Raw genomic sequence first — 16,749 nt, forward strand, 5'->3', positions numbered from 1 at the left:
ACGACGTACGGGGGACGAGACGATGGACGGGACGGGCGGTGTCACCGAGATGCCAGTGACGGACAGCGAGACGCTGGCCACGCTGAACCGTGTCTTCGGATACGAGGCCTTCCGGGGCGAGCAGGAAGCGGTCATCGAGCATGTGGTGGCGGGCGGCGACGCCGTCGTCCTGATGCCCACCGGCGGTGGCAAGTCGCTGTGCTACCAGATCCCGGCCCTGGTCAGACCGGGTACGGGCATCGTGGTCTCGCCGCTGATCGCGCTGATGCAGGACCAGGTGGACGCCCTGCGGGCGCTGGGCGTGCGCGCCGGCTTCATCAACTCCACCCAGGACTTCGACGAGCGGCGCGTGGTGGAGGCGGAGTTCCTGGCGGGCGAACTGGACCTGCTCTACCTGGCACCGGAGCGCCTGCGTCTGGACAGCACGATGGACCTGCTCTCCCGCGGCAAGATCTCCGTCTTCGCCGTCGACGAGGCCCACTGCGTCTCGCAGTGGGGCCACGACTTCCGCCCGGACTACCTGACGCTCTCGGTGCTGGGCGAGCGCTGGCCGGACGTGCCGCGGATCGCGCTCACGGCGACCGCGACACACGCCACCCACCAGGAGATCACCCAGCGGCTGGACATGCCGCGGGCCCGGCACTTCGTGGCGAGCTTCGACCGGCCCAACATCCAGTACCGCATCGTGTCCAAGTCCGACCCCAGGAAGCAGTTGCTGGCCTTCCTGCGCGCGGAGCACGCGGGCGACGCGGGCATCGTGTACTGCCTGTCGCGCAACTCGGTGGAGAGGACGGCGGAGTTCCTCACGCAGCACGGGATCGAGGCGGTGCCCTACCACGCGGGCCTGGACGCGGGCACGCGCGCGGCCCACCAGTCCCGCTTCCTGCGCGAGGACGGCCTGGTCGTGGTCGCCACGATCGCCTTCGGCATGGGCATCGACAAGCCGGACGTACGGTTCGTCGCCCACCTGGACCTGCCCAAGTCGGTCGAGGGCTACTACCAGGAGACGGGCCGCGCGGGGCGGGACGGCCTGCCGTCGACGGCCTGGATGGCCTACGGCCTGAACGACGTCATCCAGCAGCGCAAGCTGATCCAGTCCTCGGAGGGCGACGAGGCGTTCCGCCGCCGGGCCGCCGCGCGTCTGGACTCGATGCTCGCCCTGTGCGAGACGGCGCGGTGCCGCCGCGGCCAGCTCCTCGCCTACTTCGGCCAGGAGCCCGACCCGGCCGGCTGCGGCAACTGCGACACCTGTCTGACCCCGCCCGAGACCTGGGACGGCACGATCGCCGCCCAGAAGGTGCTGTCGACGGTGGTGCGACTGCAGCGGGAGCGGGGGCAGAAGTTCGGCGCGGGGCAGATCATCGACATCCTGCTCGGCAAGCGCACCGGCCGGGTGATCCAGTTCGACCACGATCAGCTGTCCGTGTTCGGCATCGGCGAGGATCTGACCGAGGGCGAATGGCGAGGCGTCGTACGCCAGTTGCTGGCGCAGGGGCTGCTCGCGGTCGAGGGGGAGTACGGCACGCTGGTGCTGACCGACACGAGCTCAGCGGTGCTGCGGCGCGAGCGGGAGGTGCCGCTGCGCAAGGAGCCGAAGCGGCCGGCCGTCTCGCGGTCGGGCGCCTCGTCCGCGGGGTCGTCGGCGTCCTCGGGACGGGGCAGGAGCAAGGCCGCCGTGGCCGAACTCTCCGAGGAACTGCTGCCCGCCTTCGAGGCCCTGCGCGCCTGGCGTGCCGAGCAGGCCCGGGAGCAGGGCGTCCCGGCGTACGTCATCTTCCACGACGCCACGCTCCGCGAGATCGTCACGCTCTGGCCCACGTCCGTGGCCCAGCTGGGCACGGTCGGCGGGGTCGGCGAGAAGAAGCTGGCGACGTACGGGGAGGGGGTCCTCGCGGTGCTCGAGTCGCTGGGCGGACCGGCCGCCCCGGGGCCGGACGGCACGGCCGGGCAGCACGCGGCGGCGCAGGAGGGGCGGGGTCCGGACGCCGATGCGGGCCGGGACACCGAGCCCGAACCCGAGCCCGAACCTGAACTCGAGCCCGAGTCCGAGCCCGAGGACTGGAGGTAGCCCGACCCGGACGGCTCAGCGCAGCGCCGTCAGTCCGGGGGCGAAGGTGATCAGGAGCGGCAGCAGGGGCACCAGGGCCGCCACCGTCGTCGTCAGAGCCCTGCGCCTGCGGTCCAGCCGGGGCGGGGGCTCCAGGAGGCGATCCACCCGTTCACCGAGCAGACGGTGGCTGTTGGCGCAGGAGAGGACCCCGCGGTGCTGGTTGAGCTCGATCAGGGCCAGGGCGGTGGTGAGGTGGCCGTGGCGGCGGGAGGCGGTGTCGTCGGCGGCCAGTTCGACCAGGCGGTGGGTCTGGTCGCAGAAGTGGGTGAACAGGGGGACGCGCGGGAAGCCCGTCGCCAGTGCGGTCGACAGGTGCAGCAGCCAGTCGTGGTGGGCGCGGGCGTGTCCGCGTTCGTGGGCGAGGACCGCGTCGAGCTGATGGCCGGTGAGGCGTTGCAGGGCGCCGGTGGTGACGATGAGCTGCGGCGGATGGCCGGGCATCCACCAGGCGTCGGGATAGTCGTCCTCCAGCACCAGCATGGGACCCCGGGCGGTGGGCAGCCCGGCCGGCAGGTCGGGTGCGCGCTCCCGCAGGTGTGCGCGGGCCAGGCCACGACGGCGGCGGGCCTCCGCGAGTTCGCGGCCGAGCATCGCGGTGGTCCAGGCGGCCCCGCACGCCAGCAGCAGGGTCAGGGCGGTGGCCCAGACCGGCGTGGCCGAAAGGCCGTAGGCGGCGGTCACCGACGGCGGAGCGGGCGCGAACACCCGGTCGCGGACGGTGTGGAAGGCGGCCGCGGTGCCCAGGACCAGCCCGGCCAGGCAGCACAGGAGGACGGTGGCGACCAGGCACTGCCACACCCACAGTGCGACGACCGGTTCCCGTTCGGGCCATGCCGCCCGGGTCAGTGCGCGGGGTACCGGCACGGCGGCCGTCAGTGCGACGGCGCCCAGCAGGAGCAGGCAGACGGTCATGCCACGGACTCCGGATCCTGATCGGAGGTGGGCGGGTGTCGGGTCGTGCGGTGGGGTGGTGCCGAGTGCTGGTGGTGCGGGGTGGCACGGCGAGGCTGTGCGGCGGCCGGCGCGGGGCCCGCGCACGGCCTGCCGTCAGTATGACGGCGAGGGGCGGCGCCGGTCAGGCCCGCACGACAACCAATCCTCGCCGCATCCACCGCGTCACGGTGCGCGCACCACCGGACGCCGCCTTCCGCCCGTGCACGGCTGTGTGCACCTCACCGCACACACCACAGCGCGCGGTTCCCCGCCGAGCCGGTCAGCCCGTCACGATCCGGCCCGTGACCTCTCCCAGCCCCACCCGCACTCCGCCCGCGCCAGGGGCCCAGGCGGACAGGGTCACCACGTCCCCGTCCTCCAGGAACGTCCGTTTGCCGTCGGGGAGTTCCAGCGGCTCACGGCCGTTCCAGGTCAGCTCCAGCAGCGAGCCGCGCTGCGTGGGCTCGGTTCCGCTCACGGTGCCCGAGCCGTACAGGTCGCCGGTGCGCAGAGAGGCACCGTTGACCGTCATGTGGGCGAGTTGCTGGGCGGCCGTCCAGTACATGGTGGAGAAGGGCGGCTCGGACACCACGTGGCCGTTGATGGCGACGGAGATCCGCAGGTCGTAGCCGCCGGGCTCGTCCCCGGAGTCGTCGAGGTAGGGCAGCAGCGGGTGGGTGCGCTCCGGCGGGGTCACCCGCGCCTCCTCCAGCGCGTCCAGCGGCGTGATCCACGCCGACACCGAGGTGGCGAACGACTTGCCGAGGAACGGGCCGAGCGGCACGTACTCCCAGGCCTGGATGTCGCGCGCGGACCAGTCGTTGAGCAGGCACAGCCCGAAGACGTGCTCCCGGAAGTCCTCCAGCGCCACCGGCCGGCCCAGCCGCGACGGCACGCCGACCACGAAACCGACCTCCGCCTCGATGTCCAACCGGACGGAGGGCCCGAAGACCGGGGCCGGGTCGCCGGGGGCCTTCCGCTGACCGGAGGGGCGTACGACGTCCGCGCCCGAGACGACCACCGTGCCCGAGCGGCCGTGGTAGCCGATCGGCAGGTGCTTCCAGTTGGGGGTCAGCGAGTCCTCCGCGTCCGGGCGGAAGATCCGCCCCACGTTCCGCGCGTGGTTCTCGGAGGAGTAGAAGTCGACGTAGTCGGCGACCTCGAAGGGCAGATGCAGGGTCACCGAGGACAGCGGATGCAGGAACGCCGCGATCGTCTCCCGGTGCGACGGCACCGTCACCCACGCCGTCAGCGCGCGCCGCACGTCCGACCAGGCGGTGCGGCCGGCCGCGAGCAGCGGGTTCAGAGTGGGCCGCGCGAGCAGGGCGGCGTACGGCGAGCCGAGCGCCATGGCCGCCGCGCCCGCGTCGAGGACGTGGTCGCCGAGCCGGACGCCGACGGTTCGCTCCTGCGATCCGGCACGGGAGAAGACGCCGTAGGGAAGGTTGTGCGGACCGAAGGGGTCGCCCTCGGGGACCTCGAAGGGGGGCATCGGGTACTGCCTCTCTTTCGTGTGCCGTGCGTTCCAGGTGGTTCGGGCCACACGTTCATGTGGTCGCGCCACACGTTACGGGGGGGTTGGCTGTCTTGGGCAGTGCCTAAAGAGTTTGCAATGTCCGGATTGGTCTTGTCGGAGCGGGTAATTCCGGCTTAGCGTCCTTTGGGGGACGCGGACGGGGTGGGTCCGCTCCGTAGGGGGGACACGTGGGGGGACCCGTGGCCAGGAATGCCGTCAGCGTGCCTTTCGGCGCCGAGCGTGATGTGCCGGGCCTGATCGTGAAGTTCGGCGACTATCCGCTGCACCACGGCGGGGTGGGGGCGATCCGCAGTCTGGGCCGGCTGGGCGTGCCCATGTACGCGATCACCGAGGACGCGTACACGCCGGCGGCTTCCTCCCGTTATCTCACACGGGCGTTCGTGTGGCCGACAAGGGGCACCGAGGGGGCGGACCACCTGGTGGAGGGCCTGCTGCGGATCGGGAGCCGGATCGGGCGGCCCGCCGTCCTGGTCCCCACCGACGAGGAGGCGGCCGTCCTGATCGCGGAGCACCAGGACGAGCTCAAGGGCCACTTCCTCTTCCCGCGCGTCGCCCCGGGGCTGCCGCGCCGCCTGGCCAGCAAGCAGGGCCTGCACGAACTGTGCGTCGAGCACGGCATCCCGAGCCCCGCGGCCGCCTTCCCGCAGTCGTACGACGACATCGCCGCGTTCGCCGAGACGGCCCGCTTCCCGGTGGTGGCCAAGAACCGCGAGGCGTTCGTGCGCCGCAGCCGGCCGGCCGTGAACGGCACCACGCGGATCGCCACCCGGGAGGGACTGCTCGCGCTCGCCCGCGACTGGGGCGGGCGGCCGGGGGTGGTTCTCCAGGAGTACCTGCCCCGGGAGGAGGCCGAGGACTGGATCGTGCACGCCTACTTCGACCAGGACTCCACGCCGCTCGCGATGTTCACCGGCGTGAAGGTCCGCTCCTGGCCGCCGCACGCGGGGATGACGGCCAACGCCTACGTGGTCGACAACCCGGAACTCGCCGACCTCGCCGCGCGTTTCGTCAAACAGATCGGCTTCACCGGAATCATCGACCTCGACCTGCGCTTCGACCGGCGCGACGGACAGTACAAGCTGCTCGACTTCAACCCGCGCGTGGGCGCCCAGTTCCGGCTCTTCGAGAACGAGCCGGGGGTGGACGTCGTACGCGCCATGCACCTGGACCTGACCGGGCGACCCGTTCCCGAGGGCGAACAGCGGGCCGGCCGCCGCTACCTCGTGGAGAACATCGACCTGCCCGCCCTGATCGCCTACCGGCGCAGCGGATACACCACACCGCACGCTCCGGCGAAGGCGAGCGGGACCGAGCTGGCCTGGCTGGCGGGTGACGACCCGCTGCCGTTCTTCACGATGCTCGCCCGCTTCGTACGGCCCGGCGCGAAGCACCTGTACCAGCTGTGGCGTACCAACCGCCGCGGCGGCGCGGCCGGTTAGACACCGGTCACGGGCAACCGCCCGCACTCCCGTGCCCCGTCCGCCGCGACCGGCACGCACGTGCGCCCTCACACTCCCGCAGCCCCCGCAACCCCGCATCCACCCGTCGAACCGGTGGCACCGCCGGCCGTGTCCGGCGGCCGTCTCGGCGGTCGTCCCCGCGGTCGGCCACGGCCACCGCGACGGCCCGTGAAGTGACGCATCAGCACGTCCTGGGGAGGGACTTCGTGAACCATCCGGCAGCAGTCATCGGTGCCGGGCCGTACGGCCTGTCCACCGCCGCCCATCTGCGCGCACGCGGCATCCCGGTCCGCGTCTTCGGCGAGCCCATGGTCGCCTGGCGGGACCACATGCCCGCCGGAATGCTCCTCAAGTCGACCCCGGCCGCCTCCGGCATCGACTGCCCGCAACACGGCCACACCCTGGCCGACTACTGCGACGCGGCCGGCATCGAACGGCTGGTCACGGACGAGGACATCGTCCCGGTGGAGACCTTCGTCGCCTACGGCGAGTGGTTCCAGCGCAGGCTGGTGCCCGAACTGGAGCGGACCCGGGTCGTGTCGGTCGACCGGCGGCCGGGTGACGGCTTCGAGCTGAAGCTGGACTCCGGGGAGCAGTTCACCGCCCGTGCGGTCGTGGTGGCGACCGGCCTGTCGGGCCTCGCCCATCTGCCGGCGGAACTGGCCGCCGCGGCACCGGACGGCCCCACGCCCACCGCGGCGGTCTCCCACAGCTGCCAGCATCACGACCTGACCCGGTTCGCCGGCAAGGAGCTGATCGTCGTCGGTGCCGGCCAGTCGGCGTTGGAGACTGCCGCGCTCGCGTCGGAGGCCGGCGCACGGGTGCGGGTGGTGGCGCGCGGCCGTGGCAAGGTCGCCTTCGGCGCCCCGCCCTGGGACCAGCCCAGGCTGCGCCCCGAGTCCCCCTTCGGCCGCGCCTGGTCGCTGTGGGCGCTCAGCCACTACCCCCACCCCTACCGCCGCCTCCCCGCCCGGCTCCGCCACCATCTGGCCCGGCGGGTGCTCGGCCCGCTCGGCGCCTGGTGGCTGCGCGACCGCTTCGAGGGAACGGTGCCGGTCGTCGAGGTGGCCCGGATCCTCCGCGCCGAGGCCCGCGACGACCACGCGGCGCTGACCGTGCGCACCCTGGGCAGCAGCACCCGGGAACTGACCGCCGACCACATCGTGGCGGCGACCGGTTACCGCGTCGACCTGGCCGCGCTGGGCTTCCTCGGCCACGAGCTGCGCACGGAAGTCGCGGTGAGCCGGGGTGCCCCGAAGCTCGGGGCGGGCTACGTCTCCTCGGTCCCGGGCCTGTACTTCACGGGCCTGCCGGCGGCGGCGTCGTACGGCCCGGTGATGCGCTTCGTGTGCGGCACGGAGTTCGCCTCGCCACGGCTGGCCCGTCATCTGGCGACGGCCCACGGCTGAGCATTCGCGGACGGCGGAGGCGAGTTGGAGGGGGGTGACCCGGTGCAGCGAGGGCCGAACGGGGTCGTCCGGTTCCGGTGGGGCCGGGGGTGCGGCGGATCCGTATTCTCTGATCATGCCCGCTCCCCTTGCACCTGCCCTCATCGCCACCGACCTGGACGGAACGCTGCTGCGCGGCGACGACTCCGTGTCCGAACGGACCGTGGCCGCGCTCGCGCGGGCCGAGGCGGCCGGTGCCCGGCACCTCGTCGTGACCGGCCGGCCGGCGCCGAGGGTCCGGGCGCTGCTGAAGGCGCTGGGCTCCACGGGCCTCGCGGTGTGCGGGCAGGGGGCGCAGCTCTACGACGCCGGGACCGACCGTCTGCTGTGGTCGGTCACGCTGGACACGGAGACGGCGGAGACCGCGCTCGGCAAGATCGAGGCCGAGGTGGGAGAGGTGTACGCCGCCGTCGACCAGGACGGGGCGGACGGGCTCACGCTCATCGAGCCGGGATACCGGATGCCGCATCCGACCCTGCCGGCGTGGCGGGTCGAGCGGCGCGAGGAGCTGTGGCAGGCGCCGATCAGCAAGGTGCTGCTGCGCCATCCAGTGCTGTCCGACGACGAGTTGGCCGAGGTGGCCCGTGGCGCGGTCGGCTCGCTCGCCACGGTCACCATGTCGGGGCCCGGGACCGTCGAACTCCAGCCCTGCGGCATCACCAAGGCGACCGGACTGGCGCTGGCCGCCGAGCGTCTGGGGCTCGGCCGGCACAGCGCCCTGGCCTTCGGTGACATGCCGAACGACATCCCCATGTTCCAGTGGGCCGCCCGGGGCGTGGCCATGGCCAACGCCCATCCCGAGCTGAAGGCGGTGGCCGACGAGGTCACCTCGTCGAACGAGGACGACGGCATCGCCGTCGTCCTCGAGCGGTTGTTCCCCCAGGGCCTGTCCGACGATTCCGATCGGACAGGCCCTGGCGAACGGGTGGGGCGACCGATCAGTACGCGCTGAAGACGTTGTCGATCGAGCCGTACCGGTCGGCCGCGTAGTTGCAGGCGGCCGTGATGTTCGCGACCGGGTCGTAGATGTCGAACGAGGTGCCGTCCACGTGGTACGCGTTGAAGGTCGGCTGGATGACCTGCAGCAGGCCCTTGGAGGGAATGCCCTTGGCGGCGTTGGAGTCCCACAGGTTGATGGCCCGCGGGTTGCCGGACGACTCGCGCATCACATTGCGGTAGATGCCGTGGTAGCTGCCCGGAATGCCCTTTTTGTGCATGATTGCGAGGGACTCGCGGATCCAGCCGTCGAGGTTGTTCGAATGGGCCACCGTGCTCACGGCCGCGGTGGTGCTCTTGGCCGGAGTGGCGGCGGAGGCGCTGGTCGCGCCGATGAGCGGCAGAGCGAGGACGGCCGCACCCGCGCCGCCGGCGACGAGGGTGCGAACGAGACGGGTGGTGCGGGTGCGGCGCTGGACCTGAGCGGACATGCGGATTCCTCTCCTACGCCTGCGAGGTGAGCTGTCGGGTTCGGGCGGGGAGGTGCCCGGCCGCGTCCCGTGGGACGTGGCTTCACCCCGAGCCGTTCCGGCGCGACGTACAACGCTCCGGCCCGGCGACTTACCTGGGTCCCCCGCTCCTGCCATGAGTGGTTCAGTCGATGGGCATCGGGCGGCGGCAGGATTCGGCGTCCGCTCGATGGACCGGGAACGTATGCGACAGCACATGTCCGGAACAAGTGCTCGGTTTGCGGATCGTCCTAGTTGACCTTGATCTGTGGCATATGGGGTGCTTGATCCTTTGCTATCGCCAAGGGTCAACTGGCATGCGGGGGAAGGGAAGGCGAGAAGACGGGCCGCACGGAGGGTCGAGGGCCCGGCGTGACCCAACTCACGGAATTATGGAGAGAGGAGCAATTACGGCCAAACGGGATTGAGATGACAATAGGGTTAAATCGGGCCATGGAGTGTTCGGGCATGATGGTCGTCACTTCGCGTGACGTCATGGCCTGTGCGTACGTGTACACCTGTGCGCATGTGTGCGAGTGAAGGCGGCCCGGGGTAGGGAGAGATGAGTCGCTAAATATATGCTCATGTGTGGTGATAAGCGGTCATATCGGGCGTGATCCGATAGTGCCTGGCCTGTAGCGGTGGGCGCCATCGGTGATCGAAACGTGACCGGATACGCTGACTTGAGTGATGGCAGCGACCTATCGACAAACCGTGTAAGCGCCAGCAGACACCAGCAGACAGGAGACCCCTCGTGACCGTCGTCGGGCCGTTCGGGCTGAGCGTGCGGGACCAGGCTCTCGAAGCCGATGTCCAGGCCGGATTGGCGGCTGTCGAGGAAGGGCTGATCGAGGCCACCAAGAGCGAGGTCCCCTTCATCACGGAGGCCGCGCAGCACCTGGTCAAGGCGGGCGGGAAGCGTTTCCGACCGCTGCTCGTGATGCTGGCGGCGCAGTTCGGTGACCCGTACGCGCCGGGGGTCGTGCCCGCGGCCGTGGTGGTGGAACTGACCCACCTGGCCACGCTCTACCACGACGACGTGATGGACGAGGCCGCCGTGCGGCGCGGGGTGGCCAGCGCGAACACCCGCTGGGGCAACTCCGTCGCCGTCCTCACCGGTGACTTCCTGTTCGCCCGGGCCTCCCAGATCCTCGCCGACCTCGGGCCCGAGGCGGTCCGCGTGCAGGCACTGGCGTTCGAGCGGCTGGTCACCGGGCAGATCCTGGAGACGGCGGGGCCGCAGGACGGACGGGATCCGGTCGACCACTACCTGGACGTGCTGGGCGGCAAGACGGGGTCGCTGGTGGCCGTCTCGTGCCGGTTCGGCGCGATGATGTCCGGCGCCGACGAGACCGTCGTGGACGTGCTGACGCAGTACGGCGAGCGGCTGGGTGTCGCGTTCCAGCTGGCCGACGACGTGCTGGACATCGCCTCCGACTCGCACGAGTCGGGCAAGACCCCGGGGACGGACCTGCGGGAGGGCATTCCGACCCTGCCGGTGCTGAGGCTGCGCGAGCGCGCACAGCGGCTGGGCCTGTCCGAGGACCTCGCGCTGTGCGAGCTGCTGGACTCCGACCTCAGTGACGACGCACGGCACGCGGAGGCGCTCGCGGCGCTGCGGGTGCACCCGGCCCTGGAGCAGGCCCGTCGGGACACCGTGCGGTACGCGGAGGAGGCGCGCGCCGCGCTGGCGCCGCTGCGCGAGTGCGACGCGAAGGCCGCGCTGCTCGAGCTGTGCGACGCGGTGGTGCACCGCGCCGGCTGAGGCCGGTTCTTCCCGGAGCGTCCTGTCGGGGTCGCTTCTCCTCACGGACACGGGCGGCGTCTCCACCCGACCCCTACGGGACGGGTGGAGACGCCGCCGCTTCGTGTCATACCGCAGGCGTACGCGGAGTTGGCTCCGCGGTCTGACGCTTCCGCGCTGTCGATTTGGTCAGATGGAAACCACGGACCACACCACTCCTCACCGATTCGGGTGAGAATGGCGGCTCGGGGGTGGGAGCAGTACAGACGGGCAGCCGCCGCCGACGACGGAGGTAAGGCACACATGACACCGTACGAATCCGACGACGCCAGGGGCGCGGCGGTCGACGACCCGCACTCGGCGCGGCGCAAGGCCGCCCGCTACGTCGTTCCGGTCGCGGTGGTGGGGGTGGCGGCGGCGACGATCGGGCTCGTCCCCGCACTCGCCGACTCCGGCGACCCGGACCTTCCGAAGATCACCGCGCAGCAACTCATCGAGAAAATCGCCAAGTCGGACGTCCAGCAGCTGTCCGGCACCGCCAAGATCACCACCGACCTCGGTCTTCCGGACCTCGGCGGTCTGGAGAGCGGCCTGCTCTCCGGTGCTGCCAAGGGCGGTGACGGATCGTCGGCCGATCCGAGCACCAAGCTGACCGAGCTGGCCTCCGGCACGCACACCCTGCGCGTCGCGGCCGACGGCCCGGACCGGCAGAAGGTCTCGCTGATCGAGAGCGCCGCCGAGTACAGCCTCATCCACAACGGCGCGGACGTCTGGGGCTACGACAGCAAGTCCAACGAGGTCTACCACAGCACCGCGGACCAGGACGGCACCCAGCACCGGGACGAGGTGCCGGCCACGCCCAAGGACTTCGCCGACCAGGCCCTGAAGTCGGTCGACGACACCACCTCGGTGACGGTGGACGGCACCGCCCAGGTGGCGGGCCGGGACGCCTACCGGCTGGTCATCAAGCCCAAGCACGCCTCCGGCACCACGGTCGGTGTGATCAGCATCGCGGTGGACTCCAGGACCGGGATGCCGCTCAAGTTCACACTCACCCCGGCGAGCGGGGGCGCCGCCGTGGTGGACGCCGGCTTCACCCAGGTCAGCTTCGCCGCGCCGGCCGCCTCCACGTTCGACTTCACCCCGCCCAAGGGCGCGAAGGTCACCGAGAAGAAGGACGCCGAGACGGGCGCGCGCCCCGTCCGGCCGAACCCGCACCACGGCCTCGCCCCGCAGAAGGGGCTCGCCGAGGAGGGTGCGAAGGTCCTCGGGAAGGGCTGGAACTCCATCGCGGTCCTCGACTCCGGCGCCGAGGGCGGCATCCCGTCGTCCTCCGGCAAGGGAGACCTGGGCGGCTTCCTCGGTTCGCTCGGCGACCAGGCCAGCGGGAAGTTCGGCAAGGGCACGGTCTTCTCCACCCGCCTGGTCAACGCCCTGATCACCGACGACGGCAAGGTCTACGTCGGCACGGTCACCAAGGACGCCCTGGTCAAGGCGGCGAACGCCGGGCAGTAGGCACGCGAGAGAGCACGACGGACCGAGGGAGCCGGGGGAGCCGATGGACGAGGTGTCCGCCACGCGGCCGGAGCGGGCCGCGCGGGACGCCGAGGACGGCGTCATCCACACCCGCGCGCTCACCAAGCGCTATCGCGGCGGGCAGCTCGCCGTCGACGGCTTGGACCTGACCGTCCCGGAGGGCAGCGTCTTCGGTTTCCTCGGGCCGAACGGCTCGGGCAAGACCACCACCATCCGCATGCTGATGGGGCTGATCGAGCCCACCTCCGGCACCGCGCGAGTTCTGGGGCACCCCATGCCCCGTTCGTCGCGCGCCGTGCTGCCGCACGTCGGCGCGCTGATCGAGGGCCCAGCCCTGTACGGCTTCCTGACCGGCCGGGACAACCTGCTGCGCTACGACGCCGCCGACCCCACAGCCGAACCGCGCACCCGCGGGTCCCGGGTCGCGGCCGCACTGGACCGGGTGGGCCTGACCACCGCCGCGGGCAAGAAGGCCAGGGCGTACTCGCTGGGCATGAAGCAGCGCCTCGGACTCGCCGCCGCGCTGCTCCGGCCGCGCAGACTGCTCGTCCTGGACGAACCGACCAACGGCCTCGACCCGCAGGGCATGCGGGAGATCCGCTCCCTGGTGCGCGAGCTGGCCTCCGACGGCACGACCGTCTTCCTCTCGTCCCATCTGCTGGACGAGATCGAGCAGGTGTGCACGCACGCCGCGGTCATGGCCCGGGGGAGGCTGATCACCCAGGGCCCGGTCGCCGAGCTGGCCGCCGGGGCCCGTGGCCGGCTCGTGGTGACCACACCGGACACGGCGGAGGCGGCCCGGGTGCTGAAGGAGCAGGCGGTCGCCGATGTCGTCGTCACCGACGACCGGGTGACCGGCGAGCCGCCGGAGCGTGATCTCGCCGAGGTGAACGCCGCTCTGGTCACGGCAGGCGTGCGCGTGCGGGGCTTCGGGGTGCGACGCGCCTCGCTGGAGGACGCGTTCGTGGCACTCACGGGGGAGGGGTTCGATGTCGCGGGCTGAGACGGCGCCGGCGCGGATGGCCGTGGGTTCCCCGACGCGGTTGTGGACCCTCGGGCTGCTGCGCAGTGAGCTGCTGACCACCTTCCGGCGCTGGCGCACCCTCGCGCTGCTCGGTGTGCTGGCTGCCGTGCCGGTCCTCGTCGGAGTGGCCGTCCGGATCGAGACCGGGGACGGTTCGTCCGCGGCGGGCGGGGGCGGTGGAGGTCCCGCGTTCATCTCCCAGATCACCAACAACGGGCTCTTCCTGGTGTTCACCGCGCTGGCGGCCACACTGCCGTTCTTCCTCCCGATGGCCGTGGGCGTGGTCGCGGGCGACGCGATAGCCGGCGAGGCGAACGCGGGCACCCTGCGCTATCTGCTGGTCGCCCCGGCGGGCCGCACCCGTCTGCTGCTCACCAAGTACGTCACGGCCATGGCCTTCTGCCTGGTCGCCACCCTGGTGGTCGCCGTCTTCGCGCTCGCCGTGGGCGCGCTGCTCTTCCCGCTGGGCGACCTGACGACCATCTCCGGCACACGGATCAGCTTCGCCGAGGGGCTGGTCCGGGCGCTGCTGATAGCCCTCGTCGTCGCCGCGTCACTGATCGGAGTCGCCGCCCTCGGTCTGTTCGTCTCCACCCTCACCAACAGCGGCATCGCGGCCATGGCGACGACCGTGGGCCTGCTGATCACGGTGCAGATCCTCGACCAGATACCCCAGCTGCACACGATCCAGCCGTACCTCTTCTCGCACTACTGGATGTCCTTCGCGGACCTGATGCGCGAGCCGGTCTACTGGGACGGCCTGGTGAAGAACCTGGAACTGCAGGCGCTGTACGCGGCGGTGTTCGGCTCGGCGGCCTGGGCGCGGTTCGGGGCGAAGGACATCACCGCGTAGCCCGGTTCGAGGTCAGGCCCGAGATCGGTGGAACCGTTCGGCCGCGCCGGTGAGGCGGGCCAGCGGCTCGGTCTCCCGCGGCGGAGGTCCGCTCAGGTCGCCCAGGCGCCAGTCGGGCACCCACGGGACGCGGTAGACGTCGATGGCGGACTCGATCGGCGCCACCCGGTCGGCGAGCTGCCGCGGCAGCCGGCCCGGCGCGTCCGCGACGAGCACCACGGCGTCCAGATCGAGCCCGGCCGGGGCCTCGCCCCTGCGGAACGTGCCGATCGTCCGTGTCACGGCGTCCAGTCCGGCCGCGTGTGTCCGGGCGACGAGCAGCACCGAGGGGGGAGCGTCGGGACCCGGCCAGTTCTGCCCGCAGTCCCGGCCGCCGTAGACGGCCGCGAGCGTGGTCGTGCCCGCGCCGCCGTGGGTGGCCACCCAGGAGAACCGCCGGGGTGTGACGGGCGGCAGGTCGTGGGCGCGGGCCACCGGCCCGCGGAGCCAGATCTCCGGTCCGTGCTGCACGCCAGTTCGCATGGCCGTTCCCTCTCTCGTCATTCGGACGGTCGTGGCGTTCGGAGCGTTACCCCGCTCACATCGGCGCAGTTCCTGGTGCGAGTCTGTGACGTCGCGGTGACACGGGAACGCAGGCGAGCAGAGAGACTCGACAGTACGCGTAGGACCGGATGGCACGCATCCGAGTGAGGGAGCCGATGTCTCGACTGAGCCGCGAGAAGAAGCGGGAACAGAAGCGCGCCGCGCGCTCGGCGGCACCCATGACGACGACACCGATTCCCGTCCATGTACCCGTGGCACCGGCCGGCGCCTCTGAGAGCCGGCAGGCCGTGGAAGCCTCCGACGCCGGCTCCTGGGCCTGGGTCGGTGGGGTGCGGGTCCGGTCGGCGCCCGGCGAGGAGATCCAGCAGGCCGTGCTCGACCACCTCCAGGGCATCGCGCTCGCCACCGGCCGCTCCGTCCTCGCCACGGTCACCGACGAACGCATCGGCTACGTCGTCCCGCTCCAGGTCCACGGCGACGGCTCCAGCACCTTCGCGGCGGAGCCGGCGCGCACCTCCGCACCAGAAGAGCCGGTACGCCAAGAGCGGGTACGCGAAGAACCGGTGCGCGAACAACCGGTGCGGGAAGAGCCCGTGCGAGAAGAGCCCGTGCGGGGAGAGCGGACGCGGCACGAGCCGGTGCGGAACGAGCACCCTCACAACGAACACGCTCACAACGAACCCACGGGGGACGAACACGCGCGGGACGAACACGCGCGGAACGAGCACGTGCGGGACGAGCTCGCGCGGAACGAGCTCGCGCGGAACGAGCCGGTGCAGGACAACGCGACCCATGTGCTGCGGCGGGTGCCGCTCACCCCGACGTTCGCGCGGCGTGCCGTACCGGAGCCGCCCGCCGGCACGGCGCCTGCCACGCCGCAGGTCACACCCCCCGCGGCCCCTCCGGGTACGGCGGTGGCGCCGTTGGGAGTGTTCGGCCCGCCGCCGGTGATGGACGCGGCGACGCCGGTGACGGACCCGGCAACGCCGGTGAGGGACGCGGAGCCGCCGGTCAGGGACGACCCCGATCCGAAGCCCACCCCCGCGCGTGGGTTCGACGCCGTGGCCGAGGCCGTGCTCGGGGACGACCCCAGGGCCGCCAGGACCGAGACCGGCGACGGCGGCACCGGCCTGCTCGCCGAACCCATGGCGCGGGTCGGCGAGGCCGTGCGGGCGGGACGCATCGAGGAAGCGGCGACCGTGGCGGAGCGCACCGTCGCGGAGGCGTCCCGCACCCTCGGCGCGCACCACCCCGAAGTGCTGCGCCTGCGCGAACTGTGCGCCTACATCGCCTACTTGTCCGGTGACCCGCTGCGCGCCCACCGTCTCTCGATCGACCTGGCCCACATCCACCGCGGCGCCGGGGACGCCGAGGGCGCCTACGACAACGTGCGGAGCGCGGCCACCGCCTGGCGCGCCGTCCGCGACCCCGAGCAGGGCCTCGGTCTCGGCCGGGACCTGATCGACCTGTGGACGTCGCTGGCCGCCGAGGAGGGCCCGGCGGCCGAGGACCTCGACCAACTGGAGTCCGCCCGCGCCCGCATGGGCCGGCTCGCCGAACGGGCCCGCAGGCAGACACCGCCGCCGTCGAACTGACCCGCCGGCCACAGCCCTTAGGCCACGCAGAACTCGTTGCCCTCCGGGTCCGCCATGACCACCCACTCGCCGGCGGGTTCCTTCACATGGCGCAGCTCGCTCGCCCCGAGGGCCTTGAGCCGCTCCACCTCCTCCTCGCGCCGGCCCTCACCCGGGTGGAGGTCGAGGTGGAGCCTGTTCTTGCCGGACTTCGGCTCCGGCACCCGCTGGAACAGCAGCCGCCGCCCCAGCCCGGTGCCGCGCTCGTGGTCGTACGGGTCGTCGGGGTGCCGGACGGCGACCAGGTCCCGGAAGGCCGGGCGGCCGTGGAACTCGACGGTGGCCGCGCCCGGCAGCGCGCCGAGCTCCAGCAGCCGTTCGATGAGCGCGCTGTTGTCCTCGACCTCGTAGTGCAGCGCGCCGGCCCAGAAGTCGGCCTGCGCGTGCGGGTCGGCACAGTCGATGACGAGCTTCCAGTGCACGGGGGCGGGCGCGCGGTCTGCGGACGCCCCGGTCTCGGTCCGAGTCATACGGTACTTATA

14 protein-coding genes and 1 riboswitch are annotated in these 16,749 nt (G+C 72.0%); of the genes, 9 read left to right on the plus strand and 5 right to left on the minus strand.

Annotated elements, in window-relative coordinates; all coding sequences use genetic code 11:
• Window positions 1-22 precede the first annotated feature (22 nt).
• Complete coding sequence (gene recQ / locus ACWDUZ_RS13305; protein WP_451632008.1) at window positions 23-2,068, plus strand: DNA helicase RecQ; 2,046 nt, start codon at window positions 23-25, stop codon at window positions 2,066-2,068.
• Between the two features lie 15 nt (window positions 2,069-2,083).
• Here the strand turns inward: recQ and ACWDUZ_RS13310 are convergent, their stop codons facing one another.
• Both ACWDUZ_RS13310 and fahA read right to left on the minus strand, forming a co-directional pair.
• A complete protein-coding gene (locus tag ACWDUZ_RS13310) occupies window positions 2,084-3,022 on the minus strand; it encodes a M56 family metallopeptidase (protein WP_451631935.1) in 939 nt (312 codons plus the stop codon).
• A 301-nt stretch (window positions 3,023-3,323) separates the two neighbouring features.
• Window positions 3,324-4,535: a fumarylacetoacetase gene (gene fahA, locus ACWDUZ_RS13315; protein ID WP_451631936.1), complete on the minus strand. Its 1,212-nt coding sequence runs from the start codon at window positions 4,533-4,535 to the stop codon at window positions 3,324-3,326.
• Window positions 4,536-4,780: 245 nt separating this feature from the next.
• On the opposite strand from fahA, the gene ACWDUZ_RS13320 reads away from it, so the two are divergent.
• The 3 genes from ACWDUZ_RS13320 (at window position 4,781) to ACWDUZ_RS13330 (ending at window position 8,440) form a co-directional block, all read left to right on the plus strand.
• A complete protein-coding gene (locus tag ACWDUZ_RS13320) occupies window positions 4,781-6,019 on the plus strand; it encodes a carboxylate--amine ligase (RefSeq protein ID WP_451631937.1) in 1,239 nt (412 codons plus the stop codon).
• A 227-nt stretch (window positions 6,020-6,246) separates the two neighbouring features.
• Complete coding sequence (locus tag ACWDUZ_RS13325) at window positions 6,247-7,449, plus strand: FAD-dependent oxidoreductase (protein WP_451631938.1); 1,203 nt, start codon at window positions 6,247-6,249, stop codon at window positions 7,447-7,449.
• A 115-nt stretch (window positions 7,450-7,564) separates the two neighbouring features.
• Window positions 7,565-8,440 (plus strand): HAD family hydrolase, encoded by an 876-nt coding sequence (locus tag ACWDUZ_RS13330; protein WP_451631939.1) that lies wholly within the window; start codon window positions 7,565-7,567, stop codon window positions 8,438-8,440.
• On the opposite strand, the gene ACWDUZ_RS13335 is transcribed toward ACWDUZ_RS13330, so the two are convergent.
• A complete protein-coding gene (locus tag ACWDUZ_RS13335) occupies window positions 8,427-8,915 on the minus strand; it encodes a transglycosylase SLT domain-containing protein (RefSeq protein WP_451631940.1) in 489 nt (162 codons plus the stop codon). The genes ACWDUZ_RS13330 and ACWDUZ_RS13335 overlap by 14 nt on opposite strands.
• 3 nt (window positions 8,916-8,918) lie before the next feature.
• Window positions 8,919-9,095, minus strand: a riboswitch (cyclic di-AMP (ydaO/yuaA leader).
• A gap of 592 nt (window positions 9,096-9,687) precedes the next feature.
• On the opposite strand from ACWDUZ_RS13335, the gene ACWDUZ_RS13340 reads away from it, so the two are divergent.
• The 4 genes from ACWDUZ_RS13340 (at window position 9,688) to ACWDUZ_RS13355 (ending at window position 14,090) form a co-directional block, all read left to right on the plus strand.
• Window positions 9,688-10,698 (plus strand): polyprenyl synthetase family protein, encoded by a 1,011-nt coding sequence (locus tag ACWDUZ_RS13340; protein ID WP_451631941.1) that lies wholly within the window; start codon window positions 9,688-9,690, stop codon window positions 10,696-10,698.
• A gap of 282 nt (window positions 10,699-10,980) precedes the next feature.
• Window positions 10,981-12,192: a LolA family protein gene (locus ACWDUZ_RS13345; RefSeq protein WP_451631942.1), complete on the plus strand. Its 1,212-nt coding sequence runs from the start codon at window positions 10,981-10,983 to the stop codon at window positions 12,190-12,192.
• Window positions 12,193-12,235: 43 nt separating this feature from the next.
• Window positions 12,236-13,216: an ABC transporter ATP-binding protein gene (locus ACWDUZ_RS13350; protein ID WP_451631943.1), complete on the plus strand. Its 981-nt coding sequence runs from the start codon at window positions 12,236-12,238 to the stop codon at window positions 13,214-13,216.
• Window positions 13,203-14,090 (plus strand): ABC transporter permease, encoded by an 888-nt coding sequence (locus ACWDUZ_RS13355; protein ID WP_451631944.1) that lies wholly within the window; start codon window positions 13,203-13,205, stop codon window positions 14,088-14,090. Before ACWDUZ_RS13350 ends, ACWDUZ_RS13355 begins: the two co-directional genes overlap by 14 nt.
• Window positions 14,091-14,102: 12 nt before the next feature.
• Here ACWDUZ_RS13355 and ACWDUZ_RS13360 read toward each other — a convergent pair whose 3' ends face one another.
• Window positions 14,103-14,612 (minus strand): DUF6668 family protein, encoded by a 510-nt coding sequence (locus ACWDUZ_RS13360; RefSeq protein ID WP_451631945.1) that lies wholly within the window; start codon window positions 14,610-14,612, stop codon window positions 14,103-14,105.
• Between the two features lie 176 nt (window positions 14,613-14,788).
• On the opposite strand from ACWDUZ_RS13360, the gene ACWDUZ_RS13365 reads away from it, so the two are divergent.
• Window positions 14,789-16,228: a tetratricopeptide repeat protein gene (locus tag ACWDUZ_RS13365; RefSeq protein WP_451631946.1), complete on the plus strand. Its 1,440-nt coding sequence runs from the start codon at window positions 14,789-14,791 to the stop codon at window positions 16,226-16,228.
• A 17-nt stretch (window positions 16,229-16,245) separates the two neighbouring features.
• Here ACWDUZ_RS13365 and ACWDUZ_RS13370 read toward each other — a convergent pair whose 3' ends face one another.
• Window positions 16,246-16,737 (minus strand): VOC family protein, encoded by a 492-nt coding sequence (locus ACWDUZ_RS13370; protein ID WP_451631947.1) that lies wholly within the window; start codon window positions 16,735-16,737, stop codon window positions 16,246-16,248.
• Between the last annotated feature and the right edge of the window lie 12 nt (window positions 16,738-16,749).

It is taken from the genome of Streptomyces sp. NPDC003393 (assembly GCF_053589015.1).